General features: G+C 42.6%; 10 protein-coding genes. All 10 read right to left on the bottom strand.

From position 1 onward, the window contains the following. Positions 1–133: 133 nt before the first annotated feature. The gene (locus CWB99_RS12385; protein WP_138550575.1) at positions 134–3,205 is read right to left on the bottom strand and encodes a type I restriction endonuclease subunit R; all 3,072 of its coding nucleotides are present in this window, start codon (positions 3,203–3,205) and stop codon (positions 134–136) included. A gap of 38 nt (positions 3,206–3,243) precedes the next feature. After that, positions 3,244–5,232: a DUF262 domain-containing protein gene (locus CWB99_RS12390; RefSeq protein WP_138550576.1), complete on the bottom strand. Its 1,989-nt coding sequence runs from the start codon at positions 5,230–5,232 to the stop codon at positions 3,244–3,246. Further along, on the bottom strand, positions 5,225–6,637 hold the full coding sequence (locus CWB99_RS12395) for a DUF262 domain-containing protein (RefSeq protein ID WP_138550577.1): 1,413 nt from the start codon (positions 6,635–6,637) through the stop codon (positions 5,225–5,227). Before CWB99_RS12395 ends, CWB99_RS12390 begins: the two co-directional genes overlap by 8 nt. Beyond that, complete coding sequence (locus CWB99_RS12400) at positions 6,638–7,942, bottom strand: restriction endonuclease subunit S (RefSeq protein ID WP_138550578.1); 1,305 nt, start codon at positions 7,940–7,942, stop codon at positions 6,638–6,640. Between the two features lie 4 nt (positions 7,943–7,946). Beyond that, entirely contained in the window at positions 7,947–10,328 is a 2,382-nt protein-coding gene (locus CWB99_RS12405; protein WP_138550579.1) for a type I restriction-modification system subunit M, read from the bottom strand. Between the two features lie 143 nt (positions 10,329–10,471). Continuing rightward, positions 10,472–12,535, bottom strand: a complete 2,064-nt coding sequence (locus tag CWB99_RS12410; protein ID WP_138550580.1) for a hypothetical protein — start codon at positions 12,533–12,535, stop codon at positions 10,472–10,474. Continuing rightward, positions 12,517–16,089: a hypothetical protein gene (locus CWB99_RS12415; protein WP_138550581.1), complete on the bottom strand. Its 3,573-nt coding sequence runs from the start codon at positions 16,087–16,089 to the stop codon at positions 12,517–12,519. Before CWB99_RS12415 ends, CWB99_RS12410 begins: the two co-directional genes overlap by 19 nt. A 436-nt stretch (positions 16,090–16,525) precedes the next feature. Continuing rightward, entirely contained in the window at positions 16,526–16,777 is a 252-nt protein-coding gene (locus tag CWB99_RS12420; protein ID WP_058795273.1) for a YdcH family protein, read from the bottom strand. 13 nt (positions 16,778–16,790) lie between these two features. Next, positions 16,791–17,105: a TraR/DksA family transcriptional regulator gene (locus CWB99_RS12425; protein ID WP_138550582.1), complete on the bottom strand. Its 315-nt coding sequence runs from the start codon at positions 17,103–17,105 to the stop codon at positions 16,791–16,793. A 130-nt stretch (positions 17,106–17,235) separates the two neighbouring features. Beyond that, positions 17,236–17,712 (bottom strand): transcription elongation factor GreA, encoded by a 477-nt coding sequence (gene greA / locus CWB99_RS12430; protein ID WP_046003103.1) that lies wholly within the window; start codon positions 17,710–17,712, stop codon positions 17,236–17,238. Between the last annotated feature and the right edge of the window lie 15 nt (positions 17,713–17,727).

The raw sequence follows: 17,727 nt of genomic DNA on the forward strand, positions 1-17,727 counted from the left end.
CGGTTTATAATACTCGTTGTTCACACTTAGGCTTCTAATTTCTGGTCAAAAACTGAAAAATTCAAACTTTTTTGTGAATCAATTTATTCCCAGGGTAAGTTATTTAATAAAGCTTTCTTTAATATAGAGGCTTTTACATCCCTACCATACGTTGCATGCTTTGCGTCCAAGACGCTTTAAAAGCTGGGTCTTGGGCAAACAGCTTGTAGAGTTCTAATTCGTCTTTACGGCGTCGAAGCATGATTTCTTTCAACATTTTCTCAAACGCTAGCTCTCGAGTATGAGGGTCTGCGTTGTTTTGGTATTTAGCTTCGAAGTCTGGGTGATTTCGGATGCTATCAGCAATATTCACAAACTTAACTCGTTGCTCTTCTGGGGTTGCGCTCCAACCTTGAAACCAACGTTCGTTAAAGATTTGGATGATCTCATCTAACGGGTCTTTCTCACTTTCAGCGCCATGTGCCCCACGCGGGTTCGGGTTTTGAGGATCTAACTCAGTTTCAGAGTCATCTAGCTCGATGGAGTGGTTAAGCTTAACCCTTTGTAATCCATAAGAGCTCAAATCGACGGAATCTAGTAACGAGTCTAATGCTTCTTTATCCGGGTCTTCGACGGAAAGCTTCGGAATCAAAAACTTCAAAAACCAGAACAGTTTTTCCCACTGAACGACCTCATAAGGCATGATAGATGCCATCTGACCGTAGATTTTCACAAACTGCTTGGCTTTCACTTTGAAATCGATTTTAAATTCGTTCTCAAGTTCTAACTCGTGGTTAAAACGCGCAGCTGCTATGTCAATGATTGGGCTTAGGTCCTGAGCATCTCTTCCTTCAAAGAAAAGCTTGTTGAATTCCTCAACTTCAAACCACTCATAAACACCAGTGCCATCCATATCATCTTTTAGCTCATGAAGAACATTGACATCTGTCGCTTCAGAAAGCGTTGTCGATGTATAGAAAGGGTCGAATGCGGTTTTTATATCATCCACTGAGTTGAAGAAATCCAACACAAACAGATCTTCCGTTTTCTTACCGTACTTTGGTGCTGAACGGTTCAAACGAGACAGCGCTTGCACACACAGTACACTCGCCAGCTTCTTGTCCACATACATGGCACAAAGCTTCGGTTGATCAAAACCTGTCAAATACTTATTCGCCACGACCAACAAACGAAAAGTATCTTGATCTACATGCTTAGGAATTGGGGAGTCCGAATCCTTACGCTTGTAGTTCACATCAAAGTAATCTTTGGTATCACCTTCTGGGAAGCCATTGAGATCTGCTTCAGTGTATTCAATTCCATCAACTTCTTTGGTGCCAGAGAAGGCAATGGCAACTTTAAATGGGTTACCCACCTTATCGAGTTGCCTAGTTAACGCTCGATAGTAGCGGATAGCTGACTCAATATTTTGAGTCACCACCATGCCCTTGCCTTTGCCTTTTAGCTTCTTACCCTTAATCACATGTTTGAGAAAATGTTCAAGCATGATCTCGGCTTTCGTATCTATGGTTTCTTGGCTTGCCTCTACATACGCTCGCAAACGCTTCTGCGCTTTTTTACTATCGAACTCAGGGTTATCTTGGATTGATTTTTCAATCTCGTAATAACTCTTATAAGTCGTATAGTTGGCAATAACATCGAGGATGAACCCTTCTTCGATCGCTTGTTTCATCGAATACAAATGGAAAGGAGCGTAAGTTCCGTCCGCTTGTCGCTGACCAAACTTTTCTAGAGTGGTGTTTTTGGGCGTTGCAGTGAAAGCAAAATAAGAGGCATTTCCACGCATCTTACGAGAGCGCATTGCCTGTAGGATTTTGTCCTGAGCATCTTCCAGCTCTGCCACTTCCCTCTTGCCCATTGCACGGTTCATATTGTCATGAGCGGAGCCTGACTGAGAGCTGTGGGCCTCATCAATAATGACGGCAAAACGCTTATCACTTAAATCTGCAATACCATCAATAATGAATGGAAACTTCTGAATGGTGGTAATTATGATTTTCTTGCCATTCTCTAATGCTGACTTTAGCTCAGACGATTTAAACGCAGGCGCAACAATGTTCTTCACTTCGGAGAACTCTTTAATATTGTCGCGTAGCTGCTTATCGAGCAATCGACGGTCAGTAACAACGATGACCGAATCAAATAGAGGCACTTCTTTTCCTCTACTCCCTGGTAGATCATCGCTGATAGGATAAGTTTCAATGAGCTGATATGCAGCCCATGTAATTGAGTTAGACTTACCTGAACCCGCTGAATGCTGTATCAGATAGGTTTGCCCAACACCATTAACTGAGCAGTGATCAACCAAGCGACGTACGACATCCATTTGGTGGTATCGAGGGAAGAACAAAGTTCGTTTGTCCAACTGCTTTTTGCTGCTGCCATCAAGGCGAACAAAGTGCTGAATAATATTAGCGATGCTTTCTTTGCGAAACACCTCTTGCCACAAGTAAGCCGTCTTGTGGCCATATGGGTTAGTCGGGTTTCCTTTGCCTAGATTGAAGCCTTTATTGAACGGTAGGAAGAATGTCTTTTTACCTGCCAGTTTGGTCGTCATATAGACTTCATCGGTATCAACCGCCATATGAACCAAACAACGTGCGAAGTTCAACAGAGGTTGGTTAGCGTCTCTATCATCTCGGTACTGTTTCTGACCATGATAAGCAGCACTTTGTCCCGTCCAATGGTTTTTAAGTTCAAGAGTAATCAGCGGAATACCATTGATGAAAAGTACCATGTCGATCTCTTCCAATGGGTTTGCATTGGAATAACAAACTTGGCGAGTCACGCTAAACAAGTTGGCTGCGAAATCTTTTTCTATCTTCTCAGAACTACTTGCGAGAGGTGCTGGATACATTAACGTTAGAAACGCGTCATCAACGTCTAGCCCCTTTTTCAATAGCCGCAATACACCATGACGCTTGATCATACGATCAAAGCGCTCGAGGATCTTTCTCTGCCAATCGTGAGGGCTGGTGCGTTTGAGCTTTTCTAGCTCACTCGCTTGGGTATCTTCGAGAAACTGCCAAAACAAACGGATATCTAAAGCATACTGTTTGTCAAAGTCACTTGGAGAGCCAATAAGATAAAGCGCGTTATTGTAATTAAGCGGTGCTTCACCCAACGCTAGCTCTTCTTTACAAATACCGGTTAAACCTTTTTCTATTGCGGCCTCTAGTGCCTGCTCATTTGTTTTACTAACCATAAATTCCCGTTGTTTGTTTTGATTATTCAGAGTCTTTATTAATGTTCGTAGTGCTGTTCAAAAACAGTCATCATGTCCTCTAGATGTTCATCTATCTGCTGTTTACCCCATGAACCCTGGCCTTTAGCACCAAATATTTCTCTTAGTTTCAGTGCGTCGAAATGGTGCTTCTTATCAAAATCGATACGCTTTTTGTCAACGTCTTGATTACTGTAAGAAGAATTTTCACCAGGACTAAGTAGTACTAAATTACCAAATGAATTTAACGTTTTACAGTCTAACCTATTGTTATATTCATCATTTTGAGGATGAACATGTTCTACTGAATTTTTGGACGTAATTCGGTACTTTTTAAACTTCTTCAATTCTTCAGTAGTCAACGAAGATTCTGAAACCTTCATTTGCTTCCAAATCAAATATTCAAGCTTTTGAAACCAGTAGTGCTCGAAACTCGTCCCTAACGACTGTTCAAAGTACGTCGATTGTGATTGCCAACTCTGGTAGTTAGGCTCCAAGCCCTCAGCCATTGCAAAGCTTGCCTCTTTCTGAGTATCGATTGATAGTGACATTTTGTTGTCGATATTTTCTAGCAGCTCTAGCGCCTCAGAGTCTTGTATGATACTCGAACGGATCAAGCCTGAAAGAAATGGCGTTAACCAATACTGAGCGCTGCGCTCACCGGTAAAGTTGCGAACACTTTGCAAAAGAACAATGTCACTTAACTCTTTCTGCGTTCGGTTGATGTAGCAAGTGTCATTCGACTTGCTGCGAGATTGATACGTTAAACCAAGCTGCGCATCTGTCGCATCGTCACGTTCAACCCATTTCACAACCCAACGGTCAAACTGGTAGCGAACCTGCCATAGCGTTTCGATAAACAGCTTTACCGATTGCTCATCACCATTGATAAGTGGCTCGAATATCTCCAACAAGCGATCACTATGCAGACGTGGCTCAATATCATTATGATCATTAAGCGCCAAGTAGACTCGGTAAGCGTGAATCAATAACAGCGGGAACTTGATGATTGGGCGACAGTAAACTGTTTCAACATCCAAATCGTAGGTTTCAAACTTCTCTTGCTCGGTGTTATCAGGAATTGAACTTACTTTAACTTGTGACGCTAACTGAGCAATCGACAAGCCAGGTAACGCCTCTGACGTTTCATCTTTTGCAGCGAAGCGTTCAGCATCAAAAGACGCCAAATGTTCGGGTTCAATATGGTACCAATCAGCATTAGGGAATACTTTGCGTACATTGCGTTCAAAATAGTTTTCCAGGTGCTCACACGCCACCCACATTGCATCATACTGTGCTTTGTCAGTATGAATGTGCTTGAAGAGCTTCGCCTTTAAAATGTCCGCTTGTTCCAACTGAATGCCAGCGGTATTCATGGTGGCAAACAATCGGTTTAAGTCCATTTGTGTTGGCACAATGTTATTTACCCATTGAACTTGGCGGTAGAGGTAATCCCCCATGGCTTCGGCACTCACCTCATCATCTGATTTGAGTTTCTCTACCTCTTTGGTCAATACATCTAACGCCACGCCCATCTGTTTCAAATAAGCATTGTCGGCGATCGTTTCCTTAGACGGCACTTGATAGTTATTTAGCCCCGCTAGGCCACCCAAAAGCTGCTGAACTTGCTCACGAATTGAGAATTGGAGACGTGGCTTATCTTCACCATCACTCGATGTATAAACAGCAAGCCCTGCAAGATCAGATTTAATGCCTGCGTATTTAAAGGCAATGGTCATGAGCATTAGCGTTGTCGTGCGCTGCTGGCCATCGATCAACTCATAGATCCGCTCTCCATCTTGTTCAATGCGAGACGACAGGATGGTGCCGATAAAATAGTTTGGCTCTTTTAATCGACACGCTTCTTTAATATCTCTGAACAGCAGTAAGACATCATCGTCTGACCAGACATAAGGACGCTGATAGCTAGGAATAGAAAACTGGTAGTTTTCGGTGTAGATTTTCTCGAGCGTCAAAAGCTCAGTTTGCACTGATAAATGATCACCCATGTTTTGCTCCTAACGCAGAGATGTGCTGGCTAAATGCAGGGCCAAATTGATTGGCATAATCTTGCTTTTCTATATCCAGGCCAAAGTATTGAGATACTTTTTCGACGAAACGTTTTTTAACGCTGTTTTTGTCAAAGCCACTCTTGTCGACCGACAACTTGAAACTATCTAACTGTGCAAAACACTGCTCTGGGGTATAGCTCATTGCAATCCAATCCAGCACTGGGGTTTCTTTGGCAAAAGCAGGAACCGATTTCTCCTTTACTGCTTTCTGGTTCTCTACTCGACGAGAATAAACCACGCGGAAAAGTTTTTTCGCTGCTACCTCTAGGCTTCGCTGCCCATGCTGACTGATGTAGAGCAACAGGCATGCGTCATAGAGCTGTTTAAGATAGCCGCAGCCATCAAGTTTACAGACCAGCTTTTGATAAAACTCGTAAAAGCCAGCAAGCTCACCTTGCGCTGTATTATTCAACAAGTAGGTTTGGCGCAGCTGCTCAAAATACTGCAAATAGTGAATGGTATTGGCACCACTATTTAACGGCTGGCGCAGTTCATAGCCGACTTGAGGCTGAGCCAAGCTCTCACCGCCATTTGGCATGTAAGTACGAGCAATTCTGCCAAATGCAATATCGTCGCCTTTGCCTGTTTGCTCTGCCAGCTCGGTAACAATGCTATTACGCACTTGCTGAGTTTGGTTGTGAAGCGGGTAGTCTCGGAAGTTAAGGTATTGCCAATAGCGACCACGCAGCAAAATATCAACAACAGGGTTTAAATCCCCCAGCGCTTCCCAACGAGTAGCAAAGGTGTTTACCGCAGATTTGTCTTTCTCATCAACGGCTCGCAGATGGTGAGCTTTGATAATATCTGGCCCTGCTAAACGCACCCCGCCCGTGTTTTGGGTTTCAAAAAATCGGTAGGCTTCATCTTCGCTGTCTGTCACTACCAAGGTGATGTTGATTTGCGCAAAATCGACATCAACCAATGAAGCTTCTTGGGTAAACAGCCAACCAAGGTTGTGTTTGATTTGCTGTTGGCTCTCTGGGGATTCATAAACTAACTCAAGGTCGGAGTGTTTATTTGCTAAGTAAGAAACCAACGCCATTGTGGTCAGGCGTTGCTGACCATCGATAATATTCAGCTTGTCACCTTGTTGATGCAAAATGACACTGCCCAAGTAAAATGGGAAATGCTCCGCTTCAGGCTTACCAGCTAGCTCATGCTGATGAAGCTTAAAGTCATTCAATAAACGGGTGATTTGTTCTTCATTCCAGCGATATGGGCGCTGATATTCAGGGATGGAAAGCATCCCGTGAACGTCTTTTTCAACCTTACCGTCTGAAGATAAAATCGGTACACCAGAAAACAGCTTTTCTAGTGTGCAGCTAGCAACAACAACCGCCATTTACGCCAGCTCCGTCACTTTGATTTTGCCTGTAACTGCGCTGTTGATGAGGGTAGTTTTGTATTCTTTAAGCTTGTCTATCGAAAGATTTAGGTTATCGATAGCTCTATTTAGTTTTGAAGACTCTTTTTCAATTTTTTCCAATATTTCTTTTTGCTCCACTGAAGGAGCAAAAGGTACCTTAATATTTCCAAAGTTTTCGTTGTACAAACGCATAAACCCAGAAGAACCAGTACCCATCCCCTTTGAAGCTAAACGAAACTGAGTCCCCATAATCTGAGTTTTGAAAAGCAGTAAGTAGAATTCAGCTACTATTTCTTGAGAGACATTATATACAGCGTAATCTGGGCTAACCAAACCCGCCTGAGAAGGAATCCCAAATATACCAATTGCAGCCCTCATTCGGTTCATTACCATCTGACCAGGCTCTACCATCTTGTAATCAATTAGATTTTCAGCAGAAATCGGCTTATCTGATACTTCATTATGCGGAACAAGACCACGCTCCATTCTTAATGACAAAAGAGTTTCCTCTCCCGTCTTTGTACGAGAAGTGGTTTCTTTAAACAAGTGCTTTAGCTTTATCGCCTCCCAGTGCTCTGGAATGGTTCCAATCCAATCCACACCAGAATCTTTCATAGGTGAATCAGGATTCAAGCCTTGCGTCACCGCTTGCTGAATGATGATTTGCTTGCACTCTTTTAGTAGCTCGATTTGCTTTTGTTTGATTACGATCGCTTCATCGATTTGTGCTGTTGTTCTATCAAGGTACTTGGCTATCTTTACCTGCTCATTAATAGGAGGCACAAATGCTTTAAAGCTAAAGAAAACTTCTTTTGAAATCGTATTTCTTAAACCCTTATAGAGAGGCTTAAGCTTTTTATCTGTATCTAAATTAAGATAAAAATAGTATAGAAACTCTCTACTATATTGTTCACTAGGGTTAAATACGGTGTATGCACCAGTAATCATCCCATCAAATTTAGATAAACCAACGGTTCGAGGAGTTTCTTCTACATCAAACAAGCAAAATACGAAGTCTCCTGAGCTTACCTCCTGATAAGTGTCAAACTCTGCGGGGAATTTACCCTCTGGGTTATCCATATCTCGCTTGATGATGCCTTTTAAGGTCAGGGATAAAAGATCATATTCACTAGAACGCTTACCAACCAACTTTTTCTTTAGGTTGAAAATGCGCTTGTTAGGAGTTAGCGACCAATGTTCAGGGATTTCACCCAGCCATTCTACACCTGACTCTTTATAGGAGTCGTACTTTGGTATCTGCTCAATAACTGTATTGCTCATTAGATTACCCCTGAACCTTAGCCACAGAGATTCCAAGAATATCAGCAATCAAACCTTCTGCTTTTTGCTCGAGTGCAATAATGTCGCTCGCAACTTCATCCATAGAACGCAGAGGCTTGTGGCGATAGAAATACTTGTTAAAACTGATCTCATAACCAATCTTGACGGATTCAAGATTTATCCATGCTTCATCCACATGTGGCTTCACTTCATCAAGGAAGTATTGATAAATGCTTTGCTCAAGCGGCACGGATTCGCTGTCACGCAGGTCTGAGCTTGATTCATAAGTCACGAACTCATTGTGGTTGCCCGTTGGGTAGTAACCGAAATCGGGTAGGTCTTGCAGCTCGCATTCGTAGTTTTCTAGCAAGTCAACTAACTTGTCTTGCTTTAGCTTAGCGACTTTCTTGATGACTTTTTCTGCGTTCTCGTCATACCAGCTTACCGCATCAACAATGGCTTTTTTCTCAGTTGCCGCAAGTTTAAGCCCCAGTGATTTAAGCTCTGCATCTACTGATTGTTTGAACTGGTTAAAGTCGTTGTAAACATCATCACCAATCTTGCTGTGCAACTGGCTTGCTGCATTCACCAGTGTGCGCTGTTTAATCCAGTTTTTCGTATCCAGTAATTTGGTTTTCGCTGTTTTGTTTAGGCTGATATCATTTTCTTCACACCACTTGGTGATCTCGTTTTTAATCCCTTTAACAAACCCAGCATCATAGACTTGCTCGCCATATTCGGCGTACAAATACTCCATCACTTCACGCAGTGATTTTTCAAAACGTAATGGCTCAATCAGGTCGGCACGGAATTGAGCACTACGGCGATCTGGGCGCTCAATATTGACTTTGTAGTAACCAAAATCTTGGTTCTTGAAGACTTGCGCAGCAATACCGACCGAATCGCCTTTCTCATCAATTGCACGTTCAACGGATTGGTTATCTAGATAGGTCGAGACAATTTCCGCAATGTGTTCTGGTGAGAACTCGCAGTTTTTGTTACCCAAGTTTTTGCGCAGTTTGCGGAACAATAAGCTAGCGTCAATCAGTTGCACCTTACCTTGGCGGCTTTCAGGTTTGTTGTTATTTAGAAGCCAGATATACGTAGTAATACCCGTGTTGTAGAACAGGTTGTTTGGCAACTGAACAATCGCATCCAGCATGTCATTTTCAATAATATAACGACGAATATTGCTTTCACCACTGCCTGCGTCACCGGTAAATAAACTTGAACCATTGTGAACCGATGCAATACGAGCCCCTAACGGGCTGACTTGCGGCGACTTCATTTTGGTGACCATTTCCATAAGGAACAGCAACTGACCGTCGCTTGAACGAGGAATCGCATCTTGTTCTGATTCAACACCCCAGTAATCTTTTAACTTCACTTTAAAGCGACCATCTACGACATCTTTACCGTCTTTGATGTGCTTTTGCTCACTCGCCCAGCTCTTACCGTAAGGCGGGTTAGAAAGCATGAAGTCAAAGCGCTCTGATGAGAATTCATCGGTAGAAAGGGTTGAACCAACACGGATGTTCTCTGGGTTGTTACCTTTGATCATCATATCTGACTTACAAATAGCGTAAGTCTCATCGTTGATCTCTTTACCGTAGAGGTAGATATCACGGTTTGATGCTGGGTACTTTTCTTCAACAAAGTTCTGTGTTTCTGTCAGCATACCGCCACTACCACATGCAGGGTCATACACTGTGATTGAAAGTGGCAAGTTATCTTTGATTGGGTCAAAGACAAGGTGCGTCATCAGCTCGATAACTTCACGTGGGGTGAAGTGCTCGCCCGCCTCTTCGTTGTTCTCTTCGTTGAATTTACGGATCAATTCTTCAAATACATAACCCATACCAAGGTTGCTGAGCGCTGGTAGTTTGTTGCCCTCAGGATCTTCTTTAACCTCTGGCGTTAAGTTGATGTATGGCGAGACAAATTTCTCAACCACATCTAGCAACACGTCTTTACCCGCCATGTGGCGGATTTGAGCTTTCAGGTTAAAACACTCAACAATCTCTTTTACGTTGTCACTAAAACCGTTGAGGTAATCTTCGAAGTTAGCCAGCAGAATCTGTTGGTTATTGGTCGCAGTACTGAATAGCGTTTGGAGGGTCCACTTGGAAGTGTTGTAAAACACATAACCTGATGCTGCACATAATGGCGCATCATCAAGCTCAGTTTCATTCATTTCTTCTTTTTGGAATTTAACTTCTTCCAATACTGCTTCTTTGGATGGTTCTAAAAGCGTATCCAGACGGCGTAGCACCACCATAGGTAAGATAACGTCGCGGTATTTACCACGAACATAGACATCACGAAGACAATCGTCGGCAATCGACCATATAAATGAAACGAGTTTGTTATGTACTGAGTGGTCCATAATATTCTTCTTAAAACGATAGTTGCTTGAAATTCAAACAATAACAACAGGGATAATTGGGAAGGATTTTACTGACTTTTGACGCTAGTAGCGAATAAAACATTGGTTTCTGCTCGCTACTAGCTCCTTAGTTTAGCCTACTATCAAGATTTAAAACGCTGCATCTCAACATACTCACGTAGATGCTTAAATGGATAAGGCGTTACGGTTGGTAAGCGATGTCTTAAGTGATATACATCAAACAAACTTTCTACCTCTTCAGGTAATGCATCAAACGAATGTTTTATCAGGTATAAATGGCTAAAGGTCTCGATTTTGCTCTGTGGACTGCCTTTACCACCAGCAAAGTACATACCCTGCTCTCGGTTATAGAAGAAACCTAAAGATGCATTAAAGAACCCCTCACTTTGTCCTCTCATCGATGTTTTTAAGAAGAATCCTTGTTCGCGCAGCCAATCATAGAATTGTTTTTCATCATTGCTTTTGTATGCAATTGTCGAAAACTCATCAAACGGTAGAGGGGTCGTATCATCCCACTCAGACAATATCGCTCTCAGTTTGTTGATTACTTTACTCTCTGGGTTTTCTTCAATGAACTGAGTCAACAATGCAATCGGGACATCTTGGGCTCGTCCTTTTTTAAGCTCACGCAATCGCTCCGCAACCGCTTCAAATTCCGGCAGCATTTGAATACCCGTATCAATGAAAATGGCATAGTCCCCCGTCTCCGGCCAATAAATATAAGGGGAACGTTGGAATCCTTGAAATACTTGCCATTTATCATTACCTAAATCGAGTTCAATATCTTCAAGCTCCTCTTGAATCGCTTGTGTATATTGCCATTCATCGCCCACTAACTTAGACGCATACACTGGCCAGGACCCGTCTCGAACCTCTGAAAATTCGCCTTGTGGTCGATGAGGCATGTAATATACACATCCTTCAGGGCTTCTTGGGTATTCAATCAAATGCTTTTTTGTATGAACTTCTAGCTTGATAAGTAGTTCTTTTAACAGCACCTCCACCACATGGCGGTTTGGCTGGCCTTGACGGTTCCATAAGCGCTCTGGATAACACGACTGAAAAACTGTGTCTTGGTACTTTTTGCGATAAACCTGATACGGGTCTTCTTCAGCTGACTTGTAGGTGTCTTTATTACCAACAATTAGGATATTCAGTGCCCCACGAATCGGAACTTCAGCTATTTCTGCGTTTATATCAAGATGCTCGATACCATGAAGCAAGGTTAGTGCAGCATCAGTATCTTTGTTTTTGGTTAAATCACAGATCACCAAACGATGCTCTTTCAACGTATCAAACAGCCCGACATAGTGATTTTTGACAATCGTATCTGAAACGAACCTGTGCTTTTCTCCGGGAATCCGCTGCAACTTCACTGAAACTGAATCGCCATAAGCTTGCTTAAGATCTTGCATGAACTGCTCAAGAATACCGACCTTAGATAGTTGAAAACCACTATAAGATTCTTTGGTTATATCAATCGCCTGAACTCGACTTTTCGCATTAGAGTAAAGCGGCTTCTTGATGTAGTCTCCCTTTATGGATTTGCTTACCAACATCCCCACATCATCAAGTTGATAACGTGTAGCAAACTTTGCCTTTTTCTGTATCTCTCCGTTCTCTAACGTAAACCAAGACAAAGGAGAAAACGTTTTGGCACTCATTGACAGTGTTTGTTTGAATCCAAGCGCTGCACATGGCGCTAAATCGATTTCCACGGTCGTTAATTCATAGCCTGAGTGACCTTTCGGTAACTTTTTGCTTTTGACTAGATAATATAAGCCTTCACTTTCAAAGCGCTTTATCTCTGGCGTAGCGCCACTCAATACTTTTGGTATCGCTTTAATCAGTAAACGGGCCAATTGCCATGTAGGTAGCTCGGCAGCGTTAACTGGTTTGATAGCCAAAGACGTGTCTTTGAGGTCTAATTTGGCGTCCTTTGGTAACAGCACCCAATAACACGCTTCTTTATTGGCACCTTTGACTAAACAATAAACACTTCCTGACTTATAGATTTCAGACGCTAATGTTACTAAACGCTTAGGTCGTTCTGAGAAGTCTATTCCTTTAAAACTGACACAGTAAATCACGAAGCTTCTATCAACCCAATCAGTGTCAATGGATATTTGTTCCACTAAGGTTGATAAAGGACCGTGTGAGGAAGGTTCTAGCTGTTGTGTAACCATTTTATCAACTCCTGTACTGCGGTTAGGTTGGTATCGGCATTGCTATCATCAATTAGTGCCGGAATTTCAATAACTTTAGCTAACTGTGGTGAGGTTTCTACGAAGCACGAGTCCAAATATCTAATCGGCTTTGAGGCATCACCTAACGCATTCACGTAAATAAACTTCGAAGGTCCAAACTCTTCTTCTACCAATGAAATTTTCGAACTGTAATCTTCGCTGCTTTCATTACCTTCATGCTTCCAGTATTTGCTGTCTAGCCAGATCGGTTGCTCAACCCCTGCAAATTTGACTCTATTATCAAATCGCTCGTAAATAGAATTTGGAACTTCTTCAAAGATAAAATCGAATGCTGTTAGCACCGCCTCTACCGCTTGCTCGCCCAATGCTCCCTTATAAATGTTGGTAAACATAACTGGCGTCATCACATACGCTTCTTTTTGCCACGAACAGGCAAAACCTTTGTGTTCAAACCACGGCCTCACATATTGGTTCTGAACTAACGTAGCTAGGCTGCATGCTTCCTCAGAAACCATATCGCCAGTAGACACTCTATCAAAGAACTCGAAGGCATTCGGATCACCATCTAAGTTACCCAGATAACGGTAGTAACCGTTGGTCATAGACTGTAAGTACAATCGATTAAATCGCTCCGGTTGAGAGACAATCGTCGGATAGCGAAGTAACTGAGTTCTAATGTCTTGCCACTCTTGAATATCATTATCAGATGCAGGTTGATTATGTAGACGACGAACTAGTGCTTTGATTGACTGCATACCGTCTTTGTTGTTTCTTTGAGCAAGATTGAATAAACGTCGAACAACCCTGTCCTCAACTAAAGACTTATTAGCTGATTTCGCTTTATCAACCAAAGCAACATATTCGTGCGAAAACAAGCTTGGGTCTCTACTCTCTTCCGCCAGAATTTCTTTCAAACTGGAATCAGCAAACAAGAGAATTTGTTTTCGTTTCAGAGATGTTCTCCCGGCTCTTCCTACCGCTTGCTCAATGTATTTCCTTACCGCGCTTTGGTAGTCACTTGTTTGGTAATATTGCTGTAAAGAGCGTTCTCTGCTCATGCCCATAAGTTGCTGACGACACCAGCTTTCAGCACTTTTCGGCGACAACTCTCCGTTCTCTTGCAAAGATAAGATTTGGTGAAACTGACAAAGCTGGTTAGCAGTATGCGAATAATCATCTGACAACATTAGCTGAGTAGGTTTTTCAAGATATATACTGTCTATATCGCTTCGCTGCTGGGTGCTATAAGTGACATCGGCAACGGATATTAGGCTTCCACCTTCCAACGCTAAATTGACTGCATAATCAGGGTTTTTACCAGCACCCATTGAAGCATATGTACTGAATACAACGACTTTCCCTGCTTCTGTGTTTAGGTGATTGGAAATTTCATCATAGCCAACTAACCTCATCCAATCAGCGTTCACGCCAAAATATGTCTTGGTTGGAACATTAAATTCTATCGCCCATTTATCACAGCAAAACTGGATGAAATCATTAATATCCTGTCGTGTTGTATCAAGAGTACGGTTTAACAGCGACAGCATATAACGATTATCAGGAACTGACATAAACGCTTTAATACTCGCTAAGAGCTTAGACAGCCAGCTCCGAACAAATGCCTGCTCTGACTCAGCAATACCCAGATGGTGATTTAGGATAAAGTGGCTTGAGCGAGCCTCCGGCTTATATTCTTCTAACAAAGTATCAAGAAACGCATCTCGGCTATTGAGATACTTGACCGTTAAAATTACACCGTTATCTTTATAGTTGCGCTTACTATGATAATAATCATTTACCCGCAGTTTTTGCTCTCTCGACAAAGACAAAAGCTTTTTACCCAAACGCTCATTCAAGTACTTAAAATCAAAGTTATGTATTACGGTATCAGCTCTCGCTGTTGCACTTATACCGAGAATAACAGCTCCGGCATCAACCATATCCGCCAAGACACCCGATGGTGAAAGATTTAAGAATGACGCTTTACAATTTACGGTATCGCGAGTCCCCTGATTATGGGCGACTTCAACAAGTTTCATTCCGGTATGATGGTAGCTCTTGCTAGAACTCAACTTGCTCGCTTGTCCACCCGCTGATTGCCGCAGCCCCCTAGTATCAAAAGACTCGTAAACAGCAGACTCAAATTCTTGTAGGTTAAAGTGAGTAAGCAGGGATTGAACGGCTTCTTGAAACGTTCCTTCTAGGCTTCTATTTTCGCGCCCTTCAATTTCAAGGCTACGAACGTTCTCCCAGTACTGAAACACGGCTTTACGCATAGTGCGAAGAAACCACTGGTATATAACATCCGCTTCATTGACAAAGCGGGTTAAAAGCCCATTTTTTTCAATGAGAGAACCTTCCACTTTATCATCACTAAATATGAGATTTTTCTGCCTCAATAGATCTGATTTTAATGACAGCTTATGAGTGGCACTGCTTACATGCGTGAAGCTTCTATCTGAAAACAACCGAACAGGTCGTTCATTCAAGTTAGGTCCTTCCGTATTAAACGCAAACGCTAGGTTCCACTTGGTGCCAAACTCTTCGAGTCGCTCACGCAGTGGTTCAAACAGGTCTTCAATCTTGTCGTAGCGAGGCGAACTCTCAAGTTGGTGATCTCGAAAGTTTGCTCTCAGAGTTCTTATAGCCCAAATTAAGTCCTGCGCTTGTTGTTTACACAGTTCGGAAAGGATGACTTGATTTTGCTTGTCAATTTCATCAATGATAAGCACCGCACCACTTAAATCGCGTAATGGACTGTAGCGCGAGCGGGTATTGTGGAAGCCTTTCAGAAACTTGCTCGTCGTTAAGAAAACAACATGAGCGCTTCCATTGCGGATTTTTTCTCCCGGCAGAAGTGCTTCAACAGAGGTCAGTAACGAGCCATTCAGCGAGATTCTATCGGTCCCTTTTTGTTTCTTTTGCAAGCGGGCAACTAAATTGCGGTAAAAGTAACCGGCTTGACGACTTAAAGAAACTTTAACTTCTGGCTTGCTCGCATGATGCCTTAGGCCCGAGATAGCGCTCCATTCTGCTTTAACATCGCGCTCGGCGTTCAAATCAAATCCGACTATTACTTCATTTAAGACGGCATCAGAACATTGCAATAACTGCTCTGACTGGTTAGGTAGGTGGACTATTTGCGCTGTAAGATACTCTTGCTGTTCTAGAGTAAAGCGAGGCTCACCCTTGACGGTTTGCTTTTCAATTAACTTCAACAAGTCTGCTTTCGCGCTTACCACGTTATCTACTGAATCAGTAACGTAATAGAGTAAACGCTTGGATCTACTACCTCTCTCTTCTTCCTGTAATTCATCTTGCACTTGATCAAGCATCTGCTGGAGCAAAAAGTTTAATGCCGTGTATGTCTTTCCGATCCCAGTCTGAAACGGTAGTGGAAGCAAAGCGCCAGATTTGGTGCCATTAACTTTAGTGTGACTTTCGAGCGATTCAGTAATGACAAGATCAAGCGGCGATGGTTCAGGAATGAGCCGAAAATCAAAATGACGAAACGCTTCTATAGATACATTCAATTTAATACTCCCTACGCAGTGCGTGATATCTCAATGACCAATCCAATGACACTGAACCCTTACCATGAATTTACAATAAATATACACAAAAAATAAACTGCGATATTTATTTTCACCACGTAACGGGTAAATTAGATAGGTTCTTCGACTTCGATACATAATGATCTAGATCATTTCACTCTGAAGAAAGAAGAATAAATACAGGTTATATAATGTAGAGCTTTGTGATGATTCATCAGCCAGCTTAAAAGGATATTAATTCCAGGTTATTGGATGCACAGCCTTGTTTATGATTGCTCTATTGATTTGTTATTGCCTTAACTGCTTTTTCGTCATTAAATTCAGCTAATACTGTCATGAAGTGATAATAACAACCTCTAAATTATCTGGCCTAAATCTCATTGTAAGCGTGCGCCCGGATGGGCGCACTTGAGAATCAAGCAACAGTTTGCGACTTCTTAATAATAGAAAACAGCTGGTCTTTTAGGTGCAGGCGCTGTTTTTTCAGTGATTCAAGGTAGTCGTCAGAGGTGTTCTCTGCGCCGGTTTCAATGCGATGTACTTCGTGATCGCACTCGTGGTACTCCTTGAACAGGCGAGCGAAGTGCGCGTCGTTCATTTTCAGGTGGTGGATCTCGTCTTTATATTCAGGAAATTCGTGGTGCAAGTCATGTTTTTCAATTGTCATAATACGGTCCTTTCTATTTTGCGCATTTAATACAAGTCGTTGTGTAAGGCAGAGCGTTTAAGCGCTGCGGATTGATTTGTTCTTCACAATGCTGACACAGGCCATAGGTGCCCTGCTCTATTCGCAGTATCGCGTTATTGACCATCTCCAGCTCTTGCTTGGCTTCCTGATGGATTTCATCCAGTACATCGTCGTTTTCGCGCTCTGTGTTTTGTTCTGCAAAGTTGGCCGACCGGCCCTTTCTGAAATCGGCTTCAATGGCGGCTATCCGTTGACTCAGTTCATTTTGTTTGGATTTGAGAAAACTCGTTAATTGGTCAGCAGTCATGATGTTCTCCTTTGTTAAACTCATCATAACGCGCTGCTTTTGCGGCTCTTTGATCTGGCACAAGGTTAAGGAGTGGGCAATAAAAAACCCGACACTGGGTCGGGTTTTTGGTGCTATAGGTTAGACAAATCTAGACATATTCAACTTCGATGATGTCGTATTCAACGCTACCGTTTGGAGTTTGAATGGTCACTGAATCATCCAGTTCTTTTCCGATAAGACCACGTGCAATAGGCGAGTTAACCGAGATCAGATTGTTTTTAATGTCTGCCTCGTCGTCACCTACGATCTTGTAGGTCACTTCCTCGTCTGTATCAACATTGACTATGGTCACCGTGCTGCCAAAGATCACTTTGCCATTGTTTGCCATTTTAGTGACGTCAATAACCTGTGATGTAGACAGTTTGGCTTCAATTTCCTGGATGCGGCCTTCGCAGAATCCCTGCTGCTCACGTGCAGCGTGGTACTCGGCGTTTTCTTTCAGATCGCCGTGCTCACGCGCTTCCGCGATGTCGGCAACGATCTTAGGACGGACGACTTTCTTTAAATGGTTCAGTTCTTCACGAAGCATTTCTTCGCCTCGTACTGTCATCGGAATTGATTGCATAGTATCTCACTCATT

The sequence above is a fragment of the Pseudoalteromonas rubra genome (assembly GCF_005887095.1).
Lineage (GTDB): Bacteria > Pseudomonadota > Gammaproteobacteria > Enterobacterales > Alteromonadaceae > Pseudoalteromonas > Pseudoalteromonas rubra_E.